This is a genomic window from Paenibacillus illinoisensis NBRC 15959 (genome assembly GCF_004000925.1).
GTDB lineage: Bacteria > Bacillota > Bacilli > Paenibacillales > Paenibacillaceae > Paenibacillus > Paenibacillus illinoisensis.
In genome coordinates, this window is record NZ_BIME01000001.1 from 843091 (window position 1) to 864098 (window position 21008).

Consider the following 21008-nt stretch of genomic DNA (forward strand, 5'->3'; position numbering starts at 1 on the left):
ATGCTAATCCGCTGTTTCTTCTTCCGGTTCCTCTACCGGTTCCTGATGGTCACAGGATGTACATTGCAAACGCGTCCCCTGCTTGTTTCGTTTCTCAACCATGAGAGAACCACAACTTGGACAAGGTTTGGCCGACGGTTTATCCCACGATACGAAATCACACTCTGGATACTTGTCGCAGCCATAGAAGATACGTCCTTTTTTACTACGACGTTCAACCACATGTCCTTCCTTACATTTCGGACAAGTTACGCCAATATCCTTAATAATCGGTTTGGTGTTCCGGCAGTCCGGAAATCCGGAGCACGCAAGAAACTTGCCGAACCGACCCAGTTTATACACAAGCGGCTTGCCGCATTTTTCGCAGATTTCGTCCGAGACCTCATCTTCAATCTCAATCTCTTTCATTTCTTCTTCTGCGAATTCGAGTCTTTTCTCAAATGATTCGTAAAATTCAGCAAGAACTTTGACCCAGTCTTCCGAGCCTTCTTCCACATGGTCAAGATCACCTTCCATATTGGCAGTGAACTCTACATTCAGAATTTCAGGGAAGAACTCCTCCATCTGCTCGATGACCAGTTCTCCAAGCTCGGTCGGCATGAATTTTTTCTCTTCGATTGCCACATATCCACGCTTCTGAATGGTTTCCAGGGTTGGTGCATATGTACTTGGACGCCCTATGCCCAGCTCTTCCAGCGTACGTACAAGTCTTGCTTCCGTATATCGGGGCGGCGGTTGAGTGAAGTGCTGTTTCGGTTCAATCTCCTGCTTCTCTAACCGATCACCATTTTTTAGTGGAGGCAGCAAACGATCTTCTTCCGTAGTACCATCATCGTTTCCTTCCACATAGACCTTCATGAAGCCCTGAAAACGAACCTTGGAGCCTGCTGCACGGAAAATGGTATCTCCAGCTGCGATATCCACAGAGAGTGTATCGAGGACAGCAGAAGACATCTGGCTAGCCACGAAGCGCTCCCATACCAGTTTATAAAGTCTGAACTGATCACGGCTCATAAATGATTTAATGGAATCCGGATCACGCAAAATGGATGTTGGACGAATAGCTTCGTGAGCATCCTGCGCATTGGCAGCCTTCTTGGAATAGTTTCTTGGCGTCTCAGGTGCAAAAGCTTCACCGTACTTGCCAACAATATATTCTTTGGCTTCTTCCTGAGCTGATGCTGCAATCCGGGTGGAGTCTGTACGCATATACGTAATGAGACCCACTGTGCCTTCTTTTCCGAGGTCTACGCCCTCATAGAGCTGTTGAGCAACCGACATCGTTTTGGAAGCCCTGAAATTCAATTTCCGTGCAGCCTCCTGCTGCAAAGAACTTGTCGTAAACGGAGCGGATGGATTCCGGCTGCGTTCTTTCTCTTTCACTTCTTTGACGGTAAAATCCGCATTCTCAATTTGTTTCAAAATAGCTTGTACTTCGGCTTCGCTTCCCAGTTCAGTTTTTGCACCGTTCAATTGATGGAACTTCGCTTCAAATGGATTGCCGTCAGCAGTCAGCTTCGCCGTAATGCTCCAGTATTCTTCTGGAGTAAAGTCATCGATTTCATTTTCGCGATCCAAAATGATTTTGACTGCCACCGACTGTACACGTCCAGCGGACAATCCTTTTTTGACTTTCTTCCATAATAAAGGACTGATTTTATATCCGACAAGCCGATCCAGAATTCGTCTGGCCTGCTGTGCATTAACCAAGTCCATGTTAATCTTGCGTGGTGTTTTGAACGCATCCTTGACTGCCTGCTTCGTAATTTCGTTGAAGACAACACGGCAATCCTCCGTGTCATCCAGTTCAAGTGCATGAGCCAAGTGCCATGCAATAGCCTCGCCTTCGCGATCCGGGTCAGCTGCGAGGTACACTTTTTTCACTTTCTTTCGTGCATCCTTCAGTTCTTTCAAAATTGAACCTTTGCCGCGGATCGTAATATATTTCGGATTAAAATCATTTTCCACCTCAACGCCGATCTGACTTTTCGGCAAATCGCGCACATGTCCCATCGAAGCCTTCACGATGAACTTGCTGCCTAAATATTTGCCGATTGTCTTCGCCTTTGAGGGCGACTCCACGATTACGAGTGAATCCGCCATAGGTTCATCCTCCTCTCAGTCATGAAACTGCTTGTTCCTTTTCATCCTTGTCAGCAATTAAATAACTTCCGTTAATAATCTATTTTCACATGCCGCGTGGTCACAGCATTGTCATACCCTTGCATATTTGGTTCCAGGTAATTGGCTAATCTGTTTTTTTATGATTAAAGATAACAGAACTGAATGCAAATGTCCAAAATCCCAACCGAGCTGCTCTACAAGTTGATCCAAAGATCTTTCGTCCTGCTCCAGTAGTGAGATGATCCTTCTCTCATCAGATGAGAGACTCACCTTAGGAAACATATCCGGATGATTACCTTCCCCCTTTTCTGGGGAACGTCCTCTATTGTAAGGAAGTTGTTCGGGATTTGGCAAGTCCATTCGGTACTCTTCAAGCAGATCATCCGCGCAAGTGACCAATTTTGCCCCCTGACGAATCAGATTATGTGACCCCCGACTCTTGGGTGATGTAATGGGGCCCGGAACAGCAAAGACATCTCTCCCTGCCTCCAGCGCAGCATCTGCAGTAATAAGAGAGCCGCTTCGAATATCCGCTTCTACAACCAGCGTTCCAAGTGTCAAACCGGCAATAATTCGATTACGCTCCGGAAATAGTCCTTGATGAGCACGTGTGCCTGGTGGATATTCCGACAGCAATAGACCTGTTTCAGCAATTTGCTCAGCTAGTTTTTTGTTCTCAGGTGGGTAGATCTTATCAATTCCTGTGCCAAAAACGGCAATGGTTTTACCTTTTGCACGAAGAGCGGCCTCATGACAAGTGCTATCAATACCACGGGCAAGACCACTTACTATGGTCAACCCTGCATGACAAAATTCTGTCGTCAGTTTCTCGCCTACTTTGCGACCATATACTGTTGGCATTCGAGTTCCTACCATGGCAATTGCCTTTGTATGTAACAAATTCATGTCCCCACGGCCGTACATAACCCAAGGTGCCTGAACGGTTTCCTTCATTAATATGGGGTATTGTTCATCCAGATAGGTAATAACCTGAATTCCTTGTTTATAAACCGCTTCACGCCTATGCTCAATCCAGTCTGCATCGAAAGTATTTACAAGCCTGGCGGCCTGATCTTTACGCAGCCCGGCTTGAATCCAATCTCCTTCGTCATAATGAAGCAAATCCGGAAGGTTATGCCCCCCTGTCATTAATTTCGAGATCGTTTTCTTCCCAACACCATCCATTTCATGCAAACCAAACAGAATCAAGCTTTTCTCCATTCTATAAGCCTCCCGAGCGGGAAGAACACTTCCCTCATATTGTGTAGGTTGTGACGACAGAATGCAAGCGTTTACTTTACAGAGAGCAATTCAGCTCTCTCATTTGGTAAGTAATTCAACGCAAAAAAGCAACCCTTCACCCAGTTTATGGGCAAAAGGTTGCTTACCTTTTCCGTATCACAATAGTCGGTTACCAGAGTAATAACATCTCCGCACCGTTTCTACTATTATAATGGAAAAGAATTAATGTGTCGTGCACAAATTTAAAATACCACGCTCTTCCAGTACGCTTACCAGAGTGGAGCCCATCTCGGCAGGCGTAGGCGCAACTTTGATACCGCAGGATTCAAGCTTCGCGATTTTTTCCTTGGCTGTACCTTTACCTCCTGAGATAATGGCACCAGCATGGCCCATCCGCTTGCCTGGAGGCGCAGTAACGCCACCGATAAATCCAACAACCGGTTTGGTCATATTGTCGCGTACCCACTCTGCTGCGTCTTCCTCTGCTGTACCACCGATCTCCCCGATCATGATGACAGCATGAGTCTGAGGATCTTCATTGAAACGTTTGAGGATATCAATGAATTCGGAACCTTTAACCGGGTCTCCCCCGATTCCTACCGCTGAAGACTGTCCAATTCCACGTGTAGTCAATTGATGAACAGCTTCATAGGTGAGCGTTCCACTACGGGAAACGACGCCAACATGTCCAGCCATATGGATATAGCCAGGCATGATCCCGATTTTACATTCACCCGGTGTAATAACACCAGGACAGTTCGGTCCGATCAATACAGTCTTTTTGCCTTCCATGAAACGGTCTACCTTCACCATATCAAGGACAGGGATACCTTCTGTAATACAGATTACAAGATCAAGCTCTGCGTCAACAGCTTCCATGATGGAATCCGCTGCGAAAGCTGGTGGAACATAGATAACGCTCGCTGTTGCACCTGTAGCTTCCTTCGCTTCTTGTACCGTATTGAATACCGGAAGACTAACGACTTTGCCATCTTCCAGCGTGATATCAACATTGGTCCCGCCTTTGCCTGGTGTAACACCGCCTACCATCTGGGTTCCGTAATCCAATGCGCCCTTCGTGTGGAACATTCCCGTTGAACCCGTAATGCCTTGCGTAATGACTTTTGTATTTTTATCGATCAAAATACTCACGTTGCTTCACATCCTTACGGTTATTTTTCAAGTTCCGGACAGCTCCGGCACTAAGAAAGCAATTTATATCATTCGATTCCATCGCTAGCGGGAACATGAATTAGACGGATTGAAGCATTCCGATCCAATTCATGAAGATTGCGAACCGCTCTTTGGATTGATATAAATGGCCCAGGAATGAACTTATTTTACGAGGGCAACGATTTTTTGTGCACCGTCGGCCATGGAATCAGCAGGTACAATATTCAGGCCGGATTCACCCAAAATCTGTTTGCCAAGCTCCACATTCGTTCCTTCAAGACGAACAACCAACGGTTTTGTGAGGCCAAGCTGCTTCGCTGCTTCAACCACACCGTTTGCAATGACATCACAGCGCATGATTCCGCCGAAAATGTTAACGAAGATGCCCGCAACTTTGGCGTCAGACAGAATGATTTTAAAAGCTTCTGTTACTTTCTCCGTTGTTGCACCGCCCCCAACATCAAGGAAGTTGGCCGGGTCTCCGCCGTAGTATTTGATGATATCCATCGTAGCCATCGCAAGTCCCGCACCGTTAACCATACAGCCGATGTTGCCATCAAGTGCTATGTAGCTGAGGTCGTATTTGGAAGCCTCGATTTCTTTTTCGTCTTCTTCATCCAAGTCGCGCAGTTCCAAAATATCCTTATGACGGAACAATGCGTTGGAATCAAAATTCAATTTCGCATCCAGCGCGATAACGTTTCCATCTCCAGTAACAACAAGAGGGTTGATCTCAGCAATGGAGCAATCTTTTTCCACAAATGCAGTGTACAATGCAAGCATGAATTTGACTGCTTTGTTCACCAATTCATTCGGAATATTAATGCTGTAGGCCAATTTACGTGCTTGGAACACTTGTAATCCAATAGCAGGGTCAATAACTTCTTTGAAAATTTTCTCAGGAGTAGCTTCAGCCACTTCTTCGATCTCCGTACCGCCTTCTTCGGATGCCATCATCACGACACGGCCCGTTGCACGGTCAACAACAACACCCACGTAGTACTCTTTGCGGATATCGCAGCCCTCTTCGATCAAAAGACGTTTTACTTCCTTGCCTTCCGGTCCGGTCTGATGTGTCACCAGTACTTTTCCCAAAATTTCGGAAGCATACGCTCTAACTTCGTCTGCGCTCTTCGCTACCTTTACGCCGCCGGCTTTTCCCCGGCCACCTGCGTGAATTTGCGCTTTGACTACAGTCACCGGACTGCCCAGTGCCTCTGCGGCCGCAACCGCTTCATCGACTGTATAAGCAACCTTCCCATTAGGAACGGCAACTCCATACTGTTTCAGTACTTCTTTTCCTTGATATTCATGGATATTCATTCTCGAATCCTCCTATCAACATGACTGCAACAAGGCGGGTTGGTTGACTACCAAAAGACAATTGTTGACTATTTTCACTTAAACCCAATTCATTGTAACACGTTTTTAAAACGCTTTCCTTAAAAAAGTAATGGTTAATAGACAGCTTTTTGATATGGATATCATCCCATATTGTGAATGCTTGGATATTAATGGAAAAAAACCTCAGACTAATATGTCTAAGGTTTCTCCTTTTCGTTATATCAAGATTATTTCCAGGTTATTTTCTAGCTTCTTTCATATTCGTCTCATGTACCTTCTGAAGAAGCCCTTTAAACTGACCAAGCAACGATTCAAATTCCGTACTGCTCAGGCAAGCATCCCCCTGAATAGAATCCGGAATGGACAGAGCCTTATTGCGAAGCTCCTTACCTGAATCAGTTAACGTAATAAGCACTTTGCGCTCATCCTGTGCTGAACGTTCACGATGAATGAGTCCGGCAGACTGCAGGCGTTTTAATAGCGGTGTCAACGTACCCGAATCCAAGTAGAGTGCCTCTCCGATTTCTTTAACCGTGCATTCCTCTCGCTCCCACAATACCATCATGACCAAATACTGCGAGTAGGTGACACCCAGTACCTCGAGATATGGCTGGTACATCTTCGTGATTTCACGTGAACAAGCATATATGGCAAAGCATAATTGGTTATCCAACTTCAAAGCATCCGTTTGCATAATATTAATCCCACCTGCCTATTTTACATTTAATTGCTTATAGAAAGCGCTGTGTTAAGCCTGCCTTTTGCATGCTTATCTACACATACTAAAAACTCTCTCTATATATATTATCACAAATTAGAAAAAAAACAGAATAATTGAGCACAAGGGATTTTACTTTTCTATTTTATTGTGCTAAATTAAATTGTATAAAATATAATTACAAGCACAAAGGAGCGAATTGACATGATGACTATTCAACAAAAAATGTATGAAACTACGGTAAAAGCAGTTGGCGGACGTAACGGTTATGTAGAATCCTCCAGTCCCGAACTTCGTTTAGATGTACGGACACCGAAAGAAATGGGCGGTGCAGGTGGAGAAGGTACCAACCCAGAGCAATTGTTTGCAGCAGGTTATGCGGCTTGTTTTGATAGTGCACTAAATATGGTTGCTCGCATGCAAAAAATCAAGCTAGAAGGTACTGAAGTCACAGCTACAGTTCATTTCGGAAAAGTGGAAGACGGTGGCTTCGGCATCGCGGCAACACTTGACGTTCTTGCAAAAGGCGTAGACAAGGCTACAGCTGAGAAGCTGGTAGAAGCAGCTCATCAAGCCTGCCCATACTCCCGTGCAACACGCGGCAATATTGATGTTGAACTAAACGTACTTTAATTAAATTTGTAAAACAGTTTCATTCCCTCTACTTTGAGATGGTTTGTATGATTAACGATATACCCTTTCCAAACAATGATTTTCTGATGATATCCACGAGAGCGGATAGATAAAAATTCAGAATTCAGGGTTAGAATTGCAGCGATGATGAAGACAGGTTGACGCCCTGATTTCTTTTATATACAATGCTTATTAGAAGCTGAGGAAGCACCTTAATTCGCACACTGGCCCGCATTATGCGCAGCCAAGTACGAAGTGAGGTGTTTCTTTTTATTATGTATGGAAAATTATATAGTGCATGTTTATATGGAATTGACGGGGTATTAATCGAAGTTGAAACGGATTTGTCCAATGGATTGCCCCAGACTTCCATTATCGGCTTGCCGGACTCGGCGATTCGTGAAGCGGTTGAGCGTGTTCGTGCTGCTGTAAAAAATTGCGGTTATCAATATCCATTACAACGGATTACGATTAATCTTGCCCCTGCTGACCTGCGTAAAGAAGGCTCTTCATTCGATCTTGCCATTGCCGTAGCTTTGCTAATGACAAGTGGGCAGCTCGTGCTGCCGTCCCAGGAAAGAACACTTTTACTCGGCGAACTCGCATTGGATGGCTCGGTTCGATCCGTACCTGGTGTACTTGCCATGGTGGATCTGGCCAAGCGTCAAGGCTTCACTTCCGTTCTCCTCCCCGTTGAGAATCTGGCAGAAGCTTCGTTAATTAGCGGTATTAACGTATATGGTATCAGCCATTTAAGAGATATCGCGCCAGATAAGCCTGATTCCCAGACGAAAGATGGGGTCTTGTCCAAAGCGGGAACGGTTGTTTTGAATAACTTCGCTCACCTTATTAAACCTGCTGCATATGAACAGACTTTCTCCAACCCCGATGCCAAGACTCAGATTCCGGCTTCGTTAAGCGATGACTACAGTGACGTCCTCGGCCAGCATCATGTGAAGCGTGCGCTGATGATTGCCGCAGCCGGGATGCATAATATACTGCTCGTGGGACCACCAGGGACTGGCAAAACGATGCTGATCAAACGTCTGCCCACGATTCTCCCTCCGTTATCAGAGGAAGAATCACTGGAAGTTACCAAAGTGCTAAGTGCTGCAGGGAAACTGAAAGAAACGTCCAACGGTTTAGTTACGGAACGCCCCTTCCGGTCACCACATCATACGATATCCACCTCCGGCCTCATCGGTGGGAGCGGTATTCCGAAGCCGGGTGAAGTCAGCCTTGCACACCGCGGTATTCTGTTCCTTGATGAGCTTCCTGAGTTTCATCGTCAAGTGCTTGAAGTTTTACGGCAGCCGCTGGAGGATCATACGGTCACCATAAGCCGGGCAAGAGCTGCTTTTACGTTTCCTGCACAGTTTATGCTTGCATGCTCCATGAATCCCTGCCCGTGCGGGTATTTGTCCGCTCAATCCGAGGATCAGCGCTGTATATGCAGCCCTTCCCGCGTTGCAGCTTATCGGGCCAAAATCTCGGGCCCTTTGCTGGATCGGATAGATCTGCAAGTCGAGGTTCCTCCACCTGGCGAATGGCGGAAGGCAGCACCTTCCCCTACTTCTGCCGAGATGCAAGCCAAAGTTGTCCATGCTCATCATATTCAGGCTAAGCGCTATGCCAACAGTTCTGTGCGTTGGAATAGTCAGTTATCCGGAAGACTGCTCCGCCGAACTGCACGTCTTCCCTCGGAAGCAGACCATCTGCTCCAGCACACACTGCAGGCCCTTAACTTAAGCATGCGTGCTCACGATCGCATTATCAAGATGGCACAAACGATTGCCGATCTGGATCATGACGGCGAAATTTTAACTACTCATGTGGCTGAGGCGATTCAGTATCGGCAGTTGGATTTGAATTTGTTTTAGACCCTCAACAGCCCCAGCTCATAATATATAAATTCACTTAAATGACGACACTAAAAAAAACCGTTCAGGTTATCTTCTTCGTTTCATTGAAAAGGAGACCTTGAACGGTTTATTGGTTAAGACACGGACAGGGCATTCTATTTTACTTAATCAAAAAGGGTAAGTTTGTCTTTGGCCGGTGTGCGTTCTTTCGCAGAAGGGATGACCTCCGGATAACCCATGTAGACCATACCGACAATTTTCTCACCAGCCTGAATCCCCAGTGGTTTGCGGAATTTCGGTGCATACAGGAAAGGCTTTGTTACCCAAAAGGTTCCAATATCTTCACTCCATGCGGCCAGCATAAAGTTCTGTACCAGTGCACTTACTGCAGCAAAGTCCTCATCCCATATATTTTGTCTTGGATCCTCTTCCAGAACCACAAGCATGATCGACGGTACCTGCAAAACATTGGCTGAAAATTTGTTATCTTCGCCCATCTCTGCCTCAATCGCATCTGCAAGCTTCTTCCGCCCGTCTCCGGTAAATAACAAAAATCTCCACGGCTCACGCAATTTATGGTTTGGTGCCCAGACAGCGGTATCCAACAGCTCGATAATTTGTTCTGTAGGCACAGCATCTTTCTTAAACTTTTTGACGGTACGCCGATTTTGAATGGCACTTCTTACATCATTGACTGTATCAATATTTGTAGATTTGGTCACTGAACTTACCTCCCTATTGAAAATTCTCCATCACAGTAAATTCCAACTGCGCTGCTAACGGACTTTTATAATAAATAAAATGCAATACGCTTGGTTGCATTCTTGATTATACAACGAACCGTTCTTCAGATTCAAAGAACGCCCATGGAATAAGTATTGGCTATGTTTCACACAAAAAAAGGTGTTTCTAAAATTTGAATTCACGAGAGAATCCATTCATTTTAGAAAACACCATGTTTAACTGATTCAGTTTATTAATTCAGAACGCATTTTCAATGTGCTCAACAGTTACAATCTGACCTGCCGGATCAAGCATCACAGCAACCACATCAAAACGAATTTGTAATTCTTTCCCTCTTGATTGTTGAAGGTATACGGCTGCCGTGGAACGAACCTGCTGCATCTTACGGAGATCTACCGATTCCTGCGGTGTACCATACTTTCCGGCTCCACTACGGCTTCGTACCTCAACAAAGACAAGCAAATCACCATGTGAAGCGATAATATCAATCTCACCACGGCGGCAACGCCAGTTTTGCTCAATAATATGATAATCTTGCTCACGCAGCCACCTGCAAGCCGCCTCTTCACCCAACTTGCCTTTTTGCTGACGCGTAAGTTTGGGAGTAGAGTTATGTCCAGGAGGTCCAGGTAGATGGCTCACCATGTATCCTCTCCCTCACGTCCGGATGCCAGCCGGTCTGCCTGATAAATATAGGTTAACACTTCAGCGACCAGCTGATACAGTTCGGCAGGAATTTGCTCGTCCAAGTCAAGCTTGGACAAAACTTCCACCAATGCAGCATCCTCCTGAACAGGAACACCGTTTTCCTTAGCTTTATCAAGGATAGCTTCCGCGACTTTGCCGCGGCCTTTGGCCACGACGACCGGCGCTTCACTTTCGCCGGGTACATATTTTAAGGCAACAGCCTTTTTGGAAAGAAGATCTGGCTGCGGCTCATCTTTCATACTCGCATATCCACCCCTTTGTAACGATCAGGGCTGAAGTCGGACGCATTTACTTTACGCTCAGCACCTGGTTCCTGGCCAACTGGCCAGGGCTCTGTCTTAAAGGTTAGTAATTGATAGCCCAGCTTATCCAGCGCCTCTTGAATCACTTCCCGCCCGCTATTCAGAAGCGGACCCATGCCCTCCCGATCGTTGAGAACCCGAAGGCTGACAATATTGTTGACGACATGTACATCTACCAGTGTTGGTCCGAGACTTTTCATATCCAGATCAAACCACAACCTGCAATTGGATGCATCCAGTTCACCGCGCTGACCACGCCGGGATTGGATCTGTACAGAAGCCGTTTCTTCTCCATTGGGTCCGGTAATCGGGATGAACCAGTGCATCTGGGCAAAGGTAGAGCCCCGGTCCGTTGTCAGCAACAACTGCTGACCCGTCAGATATTGCACAGCCTGCCCGGCGGCTTCCTTCAGGGCCGCCGGGGCACTGTCGCTGCTGGCAAGCTGCAGCAGCAAGCCCTTCAGCGAGTCCGCGGTGCCCGGACTCGCCGCTTCACCCACGCGCGCCTGCGCAGCCGCGCCGTGCACTGCCTGCTGCTCGTGCTCTGCACCGAGCAGCTTCAGCACGCGCCCCACCCACGGGTCTCCCTCGTGGGTGACAGGCGCGTGCTGTGCGGCAGCGCCCGCAGGTGCTGCCGCATTCCCCCCAGCCGGCTGCACATCAGCGCCGGCTGGTACAGGCTGCGGCACGCCTCCGGCAGCCGCAGCCGCCTGGCCGCCCGCAGGTGCAGGGGCGGCCTGTGCTGCCGCACCAGGCTGTGCCGGTGCGGCAGTGGACGCGCTGCGCAGCGCGTCCAGCAGGGCCAGCAGCTTCGGCGCCAGTTGAGCCGCCGTTGGTGCTGCTGCCCCTGTCTGCGCTGCTGCAGGCGAAGCGCTCGCAGCTGCAGGCGTCTCCGCGCGGCCATCTGGTCGCCCAGCCGCGCTTCCTTCCTGCTGGCCGGCAATCGCTCGTCCAGCTGCTACATCCGCTGCCGCCCCAGGTATACCCGGGCGGCCCGCTTCCGTGGCACGCTGGCTCTCTCCAGGAATTCCCGTCCCTGCCTGAATGCCTTGTCCTGATTTTCCGGCCGTTTCCGCTTGTCCGGCTCCAGATTTTATTGCGGTCTCAGCATCCCCCGAACCCTGGTTGGTCTGTATAGGTCCCCGCAAGTCTGCCGTGGCTTCCGCTGCGCCTTTGTTGGACAACGGAACATTACCTGCTCCTGCCGGCATTGTTGTAGCACCCTGCGGCAATGGTGCCGTTTGCCCAGAGGTTCCCGCCTGACGTCCTCCAGCCGTGGACACTCCCGAATCATCTGTCTGCTGCCCTCCGGCTACTGTTATAAGCAAACTACCAGACGCTGGCAGCTTTGATGTACCTACCTGTTCGCCCATGACCACGGTTTTGCCCGCATTCTGAGCAAGAAACGTTTCCAGCTGCTCCGTTAACCCATTTAGCAGCTGATGAAGGGGTGGACCAAATACCGTCTGATGCAATCCTTTTACCGTTTCAGCCGTAATCGGCAGACCACGCTGAAAAGCAATACCCGTTGCCTGCACCCACTCTTCCACAGGTATCTGAGCTGGTTTGACAGTCATCATACTTTGAACCATGGCCACATTATCCTTCGTAAGTGGCAACCCACTGCGCTGCATGGCAAGCAGTAGTTCCCGATTTCCCTTGGTATCCGGCAAACCTACCTCTTGAAGCAGATTGTTCAACGATGCTTGCGGCAATTCAGACAACGTGCCAGCCAGCGGCTTCATAACGGTCACGCCATTCTCTCCAGGCGGCTGCACTTGAAGTAGTGTGGTTTCTCCTGGGCGAAGTGGTGTCTCGAGCTTGGCACGTACTTGTACGCCCTGAATTTGCAGAACTGCCTCTCCACCATCCTCTGAGACACTTACGACAGATCCACGTACAACCTGACCCTCCTTAAGCTCTAACGGCTTGGCATTCCCCGGCTTGCTGTCTCCCAGGAGACCACGAATCATGGAGCTAATATTCACAGTTCTCTCCCTCCTTCCTGTACGTCTTGGTTAAAATAAAGTATGCTGCTCGCCGAGCAGATTGCCCAGAAAGCTCCGCCTGTGCATCGGCGTGGCTCCAAGAGCCATGATCTGTTCGCGATGAAACTTTGTTGCATATCCCTTATGTATCGACAGACCATACTCTGGATATAACGTCTCCCATTCCTCCTTGCAGAGCCGATCGCGGGTTACCTTCGCAATGATGGATGCTGCTGCGATGGACTGGCTGTTGGCATCCCCTTTGATAATGGAGATCTGAGGTACATTTACGTCCACTTTTTCGGCATCAACCAATAGATAGTCAGGTACACCGTTCAGGGCCTCCACGGCACGCTTCATTGCAAGTCTAGTGGCCTGTTTAATATTGAGACGATCAATCGTTTCTGCATCCGCAAAACCAACACCTACGGACAAAGCCTTTTCCATAATAACGTCATACAGCGCTTCACGCTTCTTCTCTGTTAGTTTTTTGGAATCATTAACACCTTCCAGTATCAGATCACGAGGCAATATGACAGCAGCTGCCACTACATCTCCGAATAGACATCCCCTGCCCACCTCATCAATTCCTGCAATTCGCTCAAAACCACTCTCCCAATACTCCCTCTCATGAATCAGCAGATCACGAGGTTCAATCTCTGCTTTTTTCTTCTTGGATTCAGAAGGTTCCATTGGTATCAGTTCATTCATTTCATTATGTTCAGTCATTGCTTTCATCTCCTCTACCCACGCAAGCTTTAACATGTTTCTCTCTATAAGTCATCAATGTCTCTTTTCCCTGAGTACGTTTGGGGAAGCCCTACATTTTTTTGACACCCTAATATGTTCAGTCCAAGTAAATCACTTAATCTCTTGATCACACCCTGAACGTGGTACTCTGTTATAGACGCAGATTCTAGCTCTTTGTTTTTCATATTAGCAAAAATTACTTCGTCTTCATTAGCACCCTGATATGCACATATGATAATAAGAGTTGGTTTCTTCATTTATCGGTATCTGAAGATTTAAATTGAAGATATCCTGTGATCAACCGGGCCAATTGCTTGAACTCTCATCATAGCACGATTTTTACACCTCAGATATATACACGAGACAATCTCATCCTTTCCTATTTGTGGTCATCTTTCATCCCTGCTTTTTTATTCATTGCTCTATCATAAGCTCCTTATTTTTTCTAAAATGAAAAAGCGACCGCTCCCGGTAATCCGGTAACGGCCGCTTCTTTCGGCTCACTATTGCAATATGCAAATCCGTTTTAATATGGAGCTTCCATAGAGAAGCGTCCCATCTTGCCTGCACGCAATTCACGCAGAAAAGCACGCGATGCTTTTTCCAGGTCCACACGTCCACCGCTAACAATACAGCCCCGTTTACGACCAACCTGTTCCATGATGGCTATAACGCTATCCGAATCATCTGCATCCTTGGAGAACTCCTGAAGCTCGTATCGTTCCTCAAGAGCATCCCAGTAGTAACGCATCAGGTAGCTAATTGCAAAGAAGGCGATATCCTCAGCATTGAGGATTTCCTCCTTGATGGCTCCTGTAACCGCAAGACGATAACCTACGTTCTGATCCTCGAATTTGGGCCACAAAATACCTGGCGTATCGAGCAGTTCCATCTCTTTGCCTACTTTAATCCATTGTTGACCCTTCGTTACACCAGGACGATCTCCCGTCGCTGCAATATTTCGTCCAGCAAGCCGGTTAATCAATGTGGATTTCCCTACGTTGGGAATACCTACAATGAGTGCACGAACGGCACGCGGGTTAATCCCCTTTGCCAGCTGACGGTCAATTTTCTCTTTGAGCAGCAACCGGGCCTGTGCCGGAATGTCTTTTACATTGGTACCTGTGGATGCATCCACAGGGAACGCAGTAATTCCTTCATTTTTGAAATGGGCAATCCATTCCTGTGTCACCTTGGCATCCGCAAGATCAGACTTGTTTAACAAAATCATGCGAGGCTTACCCTGTAAAATTTCATCAATCATCGGATTTCGGCTGGAGACAGGCAGACGGGCATCCAGCAGTTCGATGACCACGTCAATCAGCTTTAACTTATCCTGAATCTGGCGTCTGGCCCGGGTCATGTGACCTGGAAACCATTGTATCGTCACCTTGTCTTCACCTCATTATTTAATGATATATAAGCTAAAGCTACAATTCACTTGGTCCCTTCATTGGCAAAACACGTTTCCGGTCACGGGTATCCCCATTCTTATTTTGCCCTCTCTGGTATGGAGTAAACGATATATTTAGCTTATATATCCTGAACTTGATTAGTGGTTAATCCACTTGATATCACCGATCGGCCAGAAAATAACATCTGCACGTCCTACGATATCTTCTAGAGACACGTATCCAATCATTCGGCTATCCGTACTGTTCGGACGATTATCACCCATTACAAATACATGGCCTTCCGGTACCTTGCCATCCGGGAATTGCTCATTCGGGAAGTCCTTCACATTATAGGTTCCGCCATTCGCTTCGGCTGCGTCAATCGCTCCCTGAATGTATGTCTCATTCACTTTCTCCCCGTTTACCATAACCGTATCCCCACTCACCTGCACAGTATCACCCGCTACAGCAATGACACGTTTGATGAAATCACGTCCCTCAGAAGGAACATGGAATACGATAACCTCTCCGCGCTGTGGTTCCCGGATATCGTACAGGATTTCATTCACGATGACACGTTCACCTGTATGGAAATTCGGCTGCATGGAAGGTCCGTCCACGACAAACGGTTTGAATAATAACCATCGAATTAAAATAACGAGCACCAATGCGATCACAATCGCTTTGAGCCATTCGACAATCTCATTTTTGGCTTTTTTGGATCGACTGCCCTTCTCTTGAGCAGAATTGTCCTGGTGTTGAACTTCCTGTTCCATTATTGATCTTCCTCTCTTCACGGTACATGTTATAGCAGTTTACACATCCAGCTTTTCACATCATTCATTTCATTGAATTCATGCAAAATTCTCATATCAGTTATGTACTTCTACACGAGCATTTCATTTTAGTACAAATGATCCGCATATTACATATGCTCTAACTGATTACACAAGCCTCCCGGACTCTCACGCGTGTGCCGCCATACCATTTTACTCGGAAGTGTACCTCCGGTTCAACTTTTCCCGGACAAAAACGAAAAGGGCTTGTCTCCAAGCCCTCTCCGGTATCCGTTATATTAACGAATTTCTTTAATTCTCGCTGCTTTACCGCGTAGTTCACGAAGATAATAAAGCTTCGCACGACGCACTTTACCACGGCGAGCCACATCGATTTTATCGATTTTAGGGGAATGAAGCGGGAAAGTTCTTTCCACACCTACACCGTAAGAAATTTTACGAACTGTAAAAGTCTCACTGATTCCACCACCACGGCGCTTGATCACAACACCTTCGAACAATTGGATACGCTCACGAGTTCCCTCGATAACCTTAACGTGCACTTTCAAAGTGTCACCAGGACGAAAACTCGGAATATCTTTGCGAAGTTGTTCTTGAGTAATCGCTTGAACGATATTCATCTATGACTCCCTCCTTCCGTACAGGCGTTCATACTTCTTCCGGAGAACACCCTGTCTCCTTCATTATCCATAGAGGACCGCCGTATTCCACACAACAGAATTATTGTACCATGCCATATATTAAAACACAAGGAGAAATAAACATAATAACACAAACAACTCTTCCACCCGAAGTCAACCACATTACGGAAAAAATAATGTAACTTTCTGTCAAGAATGTTCGTCTATGATATAGCTTGGTAGAATAATGAATACCTGTCTCAATTGCACTAAGAAATGAAATTGTATAAGGAGAAACAACCGAACTATGAAACATTGGAAAAGATTTACCCTTGCGTCACTAGCCGCAGTCACTTGCATCATTACGCTATATGCCTATGCTGTTAGTCATCCGACAAATGCACTATCGCACAAAGCATGTACATCCTGGGACATGGTCAAGCGTAAAGCGTTCCTGATGTCACACACGGACTACTCTAGCAAGACCGGTCTGAATCTGGCTACCTTCCAAGTTGCGCCTGGTACAGCTACGGAAGTTCCTGTACTCATGTATCACTACATACAGCCCAAAGTGAATAATCACGAAACAGGAAACAAGTCCATTATTAATCTTGAGGATTTCGAAGACAATATGAAGTACTTGCATGATGAAGGGTACAATACGATTACATTGGAGCAGCTGGAAGACTATGTGAATGGTCTGATCTCACTACCCAAGAAGTCTATTGTCATCACTTTTGATGATGGATATCAGAACAATTATACACTTGCCTATCCCGTGCTCAAAAAATATAATTTTCATGCTTCTCTCTTTGTCATCGGCAGTAAGATTCAGGATCAGCCAGCTGATTTTGATCCCGCCAAAAAAACGTTTATCTCCGAACCGGAGATGAAGGCTGCAGCAGATGTATTTGAGTTTAACAGCCACACCTATAACTTGCATCATAAGGGGTTTATGCGGTGCGGTGAGAGCGTACCTGTAGGACTTGATACAAGCCTGCTGAACAATGATATCAGGATGATGAAGGAAAAGGGAATCGACACGCCATATTTGGCATATCCTTTCGGTTACACCAGCACGCAGATGATTTATCAGCTGCAGCAAAATGGGTATCGCATGGCCTTCTCGGTTCGCTCGGGTTTTGTTCGTCCGGGAGATAACCCGATGAAGCTCCCAAGACTAACGGTGACGACCGGAACGGATTTAGCCAAATTGCTTAACCCAGAGGCAGATCAGCCGGATATACTCCCTTTGGTCGACATTAGTCAATAGAATTTAAATCAACACTTCTCCGCCAGGATATAGAGTCGAGCTGTACAGTCTTTTGGACTGCGGCTCGGCTTTTTTGGATGTCCATGGGGTCAGTTCAATCTTGGAGCTGGAATACAGGACAGCTTCATTCGCGTCGTAGATAATGATCTGTTCCTTCCCGGTCTGACAGAGATCCGCATGTACGGCATATCCTTCTTTCCCGAATAATGCAACCGTTTGCATCTGTCCATCGACCAAAGAAGGCAGTACCCCTCCGCCTCTGCGATAAGCCAATATATAATCCAGTCCACTGTCATCCCAGTCCCGTACAGGTTCTATAATCGTTAGCCAGCCACGTGTAGTGCGATCTTCCTTCCAGAGTTCTTTTCCCTCGCAATCCAGCAAAAACATTCCGTCTTTACCATGCTCATCACCGCGGATGATACGATCAAGACCAGCGATCTGCAAACCGGGCAGCCCGTCACAAAACTCCCCTAACGCGATGTGCTGCGATTCAATAGAATCGGCATAGCGCCATATCTCATGGCCGTAACGGTCCATCATTACCGTCACACTGCCGCCTATAACTATTTCAATCTGACCATCACCGTTCACATCCCCAAACCAGATACAATCGGCATGATCGTCCAGATCAGTGCAAGACCATAGCAAGGTTCCGTCATGATCCAGCATGTCATAGCCTGCCATAACCTCATCCTTCCCATCTGCATCGATATCGTATACCCATGGGAAATGTCCTACATTGCCTTCGTGCTTCCATAGAAGATTGAAATCATGGTCAAGTGCCCATAAAGTTTTATACCGATCTTTGAGTAGGACATCCAGCTTCTGTTCATCCCCGGTCAGATTCGCAAGAATAATGCAGTCATGTGCCTCGTCACCCGGTAAAGAATGTGTGCTTTTAATATCTCCGGTTTTGCCGTCCAAAATTAGAAACTGCTTACCCATGATACAAATAACTTCATTGTTCCCGTCTCCATCCCAATCGGCAATTTGAGCGGGGTAATCCGATCCTGGACCACCAGCATCCGGATCAGGCTTTCCCAATTGCCAGAGGAGCTCTCCTTCCAGATCATATGCCGTCAGACAGGATACCTGATGCGGAACATAACGGTCATCGATTCCGCCGTCAGCTTGAACCAGCAGCATCTCTAATCGTCCATCTCCATTCAGATCCCCGAGAAGCATTTTGCATCGTTCCCCGGCTTTACTTATATCTATTCTGCCGATCTCGTAAGGCTGATGATACATCATCTTCCTCCTCCGTTTTATCGCTTTAGATTACTCACCCTAAATTTAGCATAAAGATCTCATCTGTTTTTGATAGCTCTTGTTCTGAATTCCTAAAAAATAAACATTCACATTGTATAATCATCCTGGATATGAATGCTGCCTCATCTTATTTAATCCATTCCAAAAACTCCAGCCTATTGCCAAAAGGATCGTGAACATAGAAGCGTTTTACTCCTTCATCCGTCCTCGCATCGTCATCTATGATATGAACCTGTTTGCCGCTTAAATGTTCTTTAAGTAAGTCCAGATTCTGAACGTGAAATGCTGGATGAGCTTTGGTAGCGGGCACAAAATCTTTTTGTACTCCAATATGAACCTGATGAGTTCCACATAGAAACCATACGCCACCACGTTTTTTTAAAGCTTCAGGTTTCGGAATTTCTGTCCATCCCATAAGGTTATGAAAAAATCTGCGTGCTTCCGCTTCGCATCCTTCTGGTGCCGCAAGTTGGACATGATCAAGACCATAAAAGTTATAATTCATTTCAGTAACCCCTCTACGTTTCATTTAGTGAAACAAAGTTTCATAATTACATTTTATAATAGTTTGCTTATTTAATCCATCTTTTTACATTTTCAATCATCACGAAATTTTCAGCATACCCTTCCACAACAACAAAAAAAAGACCAACCTCGTTACCTAAAGGGTGGCCTGTATATCTTGTAATCATCGCTTCGCTACTTACCATGCAATCTTAAAATATTTGCAGCTACTCGGAAGTCCGTTCCATCTCAGAACGAAGTTTATCGAGCCATATCCGTTCTTTTTCCGTCAATTCAGCAGTATCCAGCATATCCGGTCTGCGCTCCAACGTACGAATTAGAGATTGTTCTCTGCGCCATGCATCAATATTCAGATGATGTCCAGATAACAGCACGTCCGGTACCTTCATGCCTCTGAATTCAGGCGGTCGTGTATAATGCGGATATTCGAGGAGCCCTGTGCTGAACGAATCCGTCACGGCACTCGTCTCGTTTCCGAGTACACCCGGGATCAGACGAGCAACACTGTCAATGGCAACCATTGCAGGCAGCTCACCTCCGGTTAATACATAATCCCCAATGGATAATTCATCGGTGACGAGAAATTCGCGAATACGCTCATCATAGCCTTCATAATGTCCACAGATAAAAATCAGATGATCTTCTTGTACCAGTTCTTCTGCTTTTTTCTGTGTAAACGTCTCACCTTGCGGACACATTAGAATGATGCGAGGAGGTTTGCTCGATGCTGCTGACTCTTTGCTGCGTTTTTCAAGGACATCCTCCACAGCAGCAAAGATCGGATCAGGCTTTAATACCATCCCTCCGCCTCCACCATAAGGTGTATCATCAACCGTATTATGTTTATTCGTAGCATAATTCCGGAAATTTACTGCATTCAGTGACACGAGCCCCTTCGTCTGAGCTTTGCCAAGAATGCTTGTCCCGAATACACCTTCGAACATTTCTGGAAATAACGTTAGTACATCTACTCTCATGTTAAAGCAATCCTTCCATCAGATGAACCTTAACCAGTTTCTCATTCACATCGACATCAAGCACTACATCATCAATAACGGGTAACAGAATTTCCTTGCCTGCCGCCGTTTTAACAACCCATACGTCGTTGGCTCCAGGCGTCAGAATCTCGGAGATTGTTCCAAGGTTCTCACCTTCTTCTGTCACAACAGTACATCCAACGATTTGGTGGAAGTAATACTCATTCTCCTCCAGCTCAGCCAAGTTCTCTTTGGAGACTTTGGCTATGCCGCCTTTGAACTTTTCCACTTCATTAATATTTCCGTATTCCTTCAATCGAACGATATACATATTTTTATGCAATCGTGCCGATTCCACATGAACCAGTACAGGGTGGTTGTCGGGTGTAAACAAATAAAGCTCCGCATTTTTCGCAAAACGCACTTCCGGGAAATCGGTTAAAGGCATGATTTTCAACTCACCACGAATTCCGTGTGTATTGACGACTTTACCTACATTCATAAACTCTGCCATACGTTCCTCCTGCATTTCATTCAATATTGTTCATAGTCATGATTTTCT

20 protein-coding genes are annotated in these 21008 nt (G+C 46.5%); 3 read left to right on the forward strand and 17 right to left on the reverse strand.

Annotated features, from left to right (window positions below; all coding sequences use genetic code 11):
* Positions 1-3: 3 nt before the first annotated feature.
* The 5 genes from topA to PIL01S_RS03650 form a co-directional block, all read right to left on the reverse strand.
* A complete protein-coding gene (gene topA, locus PIL01S_RS03630; protein ID WP_127536269.1) occupies positions 4-2103 on the reverse strand; it encodes a type I DNA topoisomerase in 2100 nt (699 codons plus the stop codon).
* Positions 2104-2214: 111 nt separating this feature from the next.
* Positions 2215-3345, reverse strand: coding sequence for a DNA-processing protein DprA (gene dprA, locus PIL01S_RS03635; RefSeq protein ID WP_127536270.1), 1131 nt, complete (start codon positions 3343-3345; stop codon positions 2215-2217).
* Positions 3346-3588: 243 nt separating this feature from the next.
* Complete coding sequence (sucD, locus tag PIL01S_RS03640) at positions 3589-4518, reverse strand: succinate--CoA ligase subunit alpha (protein WP_095287842.1); 930 nt, start codon at positions 4516-4518, stop codon at positions 3589-3591.
* A gap of 183 nt (positions 4519-4701) precedes the next feature.
* Entirely contained in the window at positions 4702-5862 is a 1161-nt protein-coding gene (sucC, locus tag PIL01S_RS03645) for an ADP-forming succinate--CoA ligase subunit beta (protein ID WP_095287843.1), read from the reverse strand.
* Positions 5863-6121: 259 nt separating this feature from the next.
* Positions 6122-6577: a MarR family winged helix-turn-helix transcriptional regulator gene (locus tag PIL01S_RS03650; RefSeq protein WP_095287844.1), complete on the reverse strand. Its 456-nt coding sequence runs from the start codon at positions 6575-6577 to the stop codon at positions 6122-6124.
* Positions 6578-6805: 228 nt separating this feature from the next.
* Between PIL01S_RS03650 and PIL01S_RS03655 the strand changes: the two genes are divergently transcribed.
* Both PIL01S_RS03655 and PIL01S_RS03660 read left to right on the forward strand, forming a co-directional pair.
* Positions 6806-7234 (forward strand): organic hydroperoxide resistance protein, encoded by a 429-nt coding sequence (locus tag PIL01S_RS03655; protein ID WP_095287845.1) that lies wholly within the window; start codon positions 6806-6808, stop codon positions 7232-7234.
* A 275-nt stretch (positions 7235-7509) separates the two neighbouring features.
* A complete protein-coding gene (locus tag PIL01S_RS03660; protein WP_127536271.1) occupies positions 7510-9114 on the forward strand; it encodes a YifB family Mg chelatase-like AAA ATPase in 1605 nt (534 codons plus the stop codon).
* Positions 9115-9260: 146 nt separating this feature from the next.
* On the opposite strand, the gene PIL01S_RS03665 is transcribed toward PIL01S_RS03660, so the two are convergent.
* From PIL01S_RS03665 to rplS, 8 genes are all read right to left on the reverse strand, one after another.
* On the reverse strand, positions 9261-9818 hold the full coding sequence (locus PIL01S_RS03665) for a nitroreductase family protein (protein ID WP_127536272.1): 558 nt from the start codon (positions 9816-9818) through the stop codon (positions 9261-9263).
* A 259-nt stretch (positions 9819-10077) separates the two neighbouring features.
* Positions 10078-10485, reverse strand: a complete 408-nt coding sequence (locus PIL01S_RS03670) for a YraN family protein (RefSeq protein WP_127536273.1) — start codon at positions 10483-10485, stop codon at positions 10078-10080.
* Positions 10479-10787 (reverse strand): EscU/YscU/HrcU family type III secretion system export apparatus switch protein, encoded by a 309-nt coding sequence (locus PIL01S_RS03675; protein ID WP_127536274.1) that lies wholly within the window; start codon positions 10785-10787, stop codon positions 10479-10481. The genes PIL01S_RS03670 and PIL01S_RS03675 overlap by 7 nt, the downstream gene beginning before the upstream one ends.
* Positions 10784-12838 (reverse strand): DNA ligase, encoded by a 2055-nt coding sequence (locus tag PIL01S_RS03680; RefSeq protein ID WP_127536275.1) that lies wholly within the window; start codon positions 12836-12838, stop codon positions 10784-10786. The genes PIL01S_RS03675 and PIL01S_RS03680 overlap by 4 nt, the downstream gene beginning before the upstream one ends.
* Positions 12839-12868: 30 nt before the next feature.
* Positions 12869-13567 (reverse strand): ribonuclease HII, encoded by a 699-nt coding sequence (locus tag PIL01S_RS03685; RefSeq protein WP_127536276.1) that lies wholly within the window; start codon positions 13565-13567, stop codon positions 12869-12871.
* Positions 13568-14114: 547 nt separating this feature from the next.
* Positions 14115-14978, reverse strand: coding sequence for a ribosome biogenesis GTPase YlqF (ylqF, locus tag PIL01S_RS03690; protein WP_095287850.1), 864 nt, complete (start codon positions 14976-14978; stop codon positions 14115-14117).
* A gap of 162 nt (positions 14979-15140) precedes the next feature.
* The gene (gene lepB / locus PIL01S_RS03695; protein WP_127536277.1) at positions 15141-15758 is read right to left on the reverse strand and encodes a signal peptidase I; all 618 of its coding nucleotides are present in this window, start codon (positions 15756-15758) and stop codon (positions 15141-15143) included.
* Positions 15759-16057: 299 nt separating this feature from the next.
* A complete protein-coding gene (gene rplS, locus PIL01S_RS03700) occupies positions 16058-16399 on the reverse strand; it encodes a 50S ribosomal protein L19 (RefSeq protein WP_018883527.1) in 342 nt (113 codons plus the stop codon).
* A 307-nt stretch (positions 16400-16706) separates the two neighbouring features.
* Here rplS and PIL01S_RS03705 point away from each other — a divergent pair, with 307 nt between their 5' ends.
* Complete coding sequence (locus PIL01S_RS03705) at positions 16707-17672, forward strand: polysaccharide deacetylase family protein (RefSeq protein WP_127536278.1); 966 nt, start codon at positions 16707-16709, stop codon at positions 17670-17672.
* Positions 17673-17675: 3 nt separating this feature from the next.
* Here PIL01S_RS03705 and PIL01S_RS03710 read toward each other — a convergent pair whose 3' ends face one another.
* The 4 genes from PIL01S_RS03710 to rimM form a co-directional block, all read right to left on the reverse strand.
* Positions 17676-18923 carry a hypothetical protein gene (locus PIL01S_RS03710; protein WP_127536279.1) on the reverse strand — a complete coding sequence of 416 codons (1248 nt, stop codon included), beginning with the start codon at positions 18921-18923 and terminating at the stop codon, positions 17676-17678.
* A gap of 148 nt (positions 18924-19071) precedes the next feature.
* Positions 19072-19449: a VOC family protein gene (locus PIL01S_RS03715; RefSeq protein ID WP_127536280.1), complete on the reverse strand. Its 378-nt coding sequence runs from the start codon at positions 19447-19449 to the stop codon at positions 19072-19074.
* 226 nt (positions 19450-19675) lie between these two features.
* The gene (gene trmD, locus PIL01S_RS03720) at positions 19676-20446 is read right to left on the reverse strand and encodes a tRNA (guanosine(37)-N1)-methyltransferase TrmD (RefSeq protein ID WP_127536281.1); all 771 of its coding nucleotides are present in this window, start codon (positions 20444-20446) and stop codon (positions 19676-19678) included.
* Between the two features lies 1 nt (position 20447).
* Positions 20448-20960 (reverse strand): ribosome maturation factor RimM, encoded by a 513-nt coding sequence (rimM, locus tag PIL01S_RS03725; protein ID WP_127536282.1) that lies wholly within the window; start codon positions 20958-20960, stop codon positions 20448-20450.
* Between the last annotated feature and the right edge of the window lie 48 nt (positions 20961-21008).

Excerpts from the sequence above, each read along its gene's own strand:
- topA (WP_127536269.1), bottom strand. The coding sequence starts at position 2,103 with ATGGCGGATTCACTCGTAATCGTGGAGTCGCCCTCAAAGGCGAAGACA.
- dprA (WP_127536270.1), bottom strand. The coding sequence starts at position 3,345 with ATGGAGAAAAGCTTGATTCTGTTTGGTTTGCATGAAATGGATGGTGTT.
- sucC (WP_095287843.1), bottom strand. The coding sequence starts at position 5,862 with ATGAATATCCATGAATATCAAGGAAAAGAAGTACTGAAACAGTATGGA.
- PIL01S_RS03650 (WP_095287844.1), bottom strand. The coding sequence starts at position 6,577 with ATGCAAACGGATGCTTTGAAGTTGGATAACCAATTATGCTTTGCCATA.
- PIL01S_RS03655 (WP_095287845.1), top strand. The coding sequence starts at position 6,806 with ATGATGACTATTCAACAAAAAATGTATGAAACTACGGTAAAAGCAGTT.
- PIL01S_RS03660 (WP_127536271.1), top strand. The coding sequence starts at position 7,510 with ATGTATGGAAAATTATATAGTGCATGTTTATATGGAATTGACGGGGTA.
- PIL01S_RS03670 (WP_127536273.1), bottom strand. The coding sequence starts at position 10,485 with ATGGTGAGCCATCTACCTGGACCTCCTGGACATAACTCTACTCCCAAA.
- PIL01S_RS03675 (WP_127536274.1), bottom strand. The coding sequence starts at position 10,787 with ATGAAAGATGAGCCGCAGCCAGATCTTCTTTCCAAAAAGGCTGTTGCC.
- PIL01S_RS03685 (WP_127536276.1), bottom strand. The coding sequence starts at position 13,567 with ATGACTGAACATAATGAAATGAATGAACTGATACCAATGGAACCTTCT.
- lepB (WP_127536277.1), bottom strand. The coding sequence starts at position 15,758 with ATGGAACAGGAAGTTCAACACCAGGACAATTCTGCTCAAGAGAAGGGC.
- rplS (WP_018883527.1), bottom strand. The coding sequence starts at position 16,399 with ATGAATATCGTTCAAGCGATTACTCAAGAACAACTTCGCAAAGATATT.
- PIL01S_RS03705 (WP_127536278.1), top strand. The coding sequence starts at position 16,707 with ATGAAACATTGGAAAAGATTTACCCTTGCGTCACTAGCCGCAGTCACT.
- PIL01S_RS03710 (WP_127536279.1), bottom strand. The coding sequence starts at position 18,923 with ATGTATCATCAGCCTTACGAGATCGGCAGAATAGATATAAGTAAAGCC.
- PIL01S_RS03715 (WP_127536280.1), bottom strand. The coding sequence starts at position 19,449 with ATGAATTATAACTTTTATGGTCTTGATCATGTCCAACTTGCGGCACCA.
- trmD (WP_127536281.1), bottom strand. The coding sequence starts at position 20,446 with ATGAGAGTAGATGTACTAACGTTATTTCCAGAAATGTTCGAAGGTGTA.
- rimM (WP_127536282.1), bottom strand. The coding sequence starts at position 20,960 with ATGGCAGAGTTTATGAATGTAGGTAAAGTCGTCAATACACACGGAATT.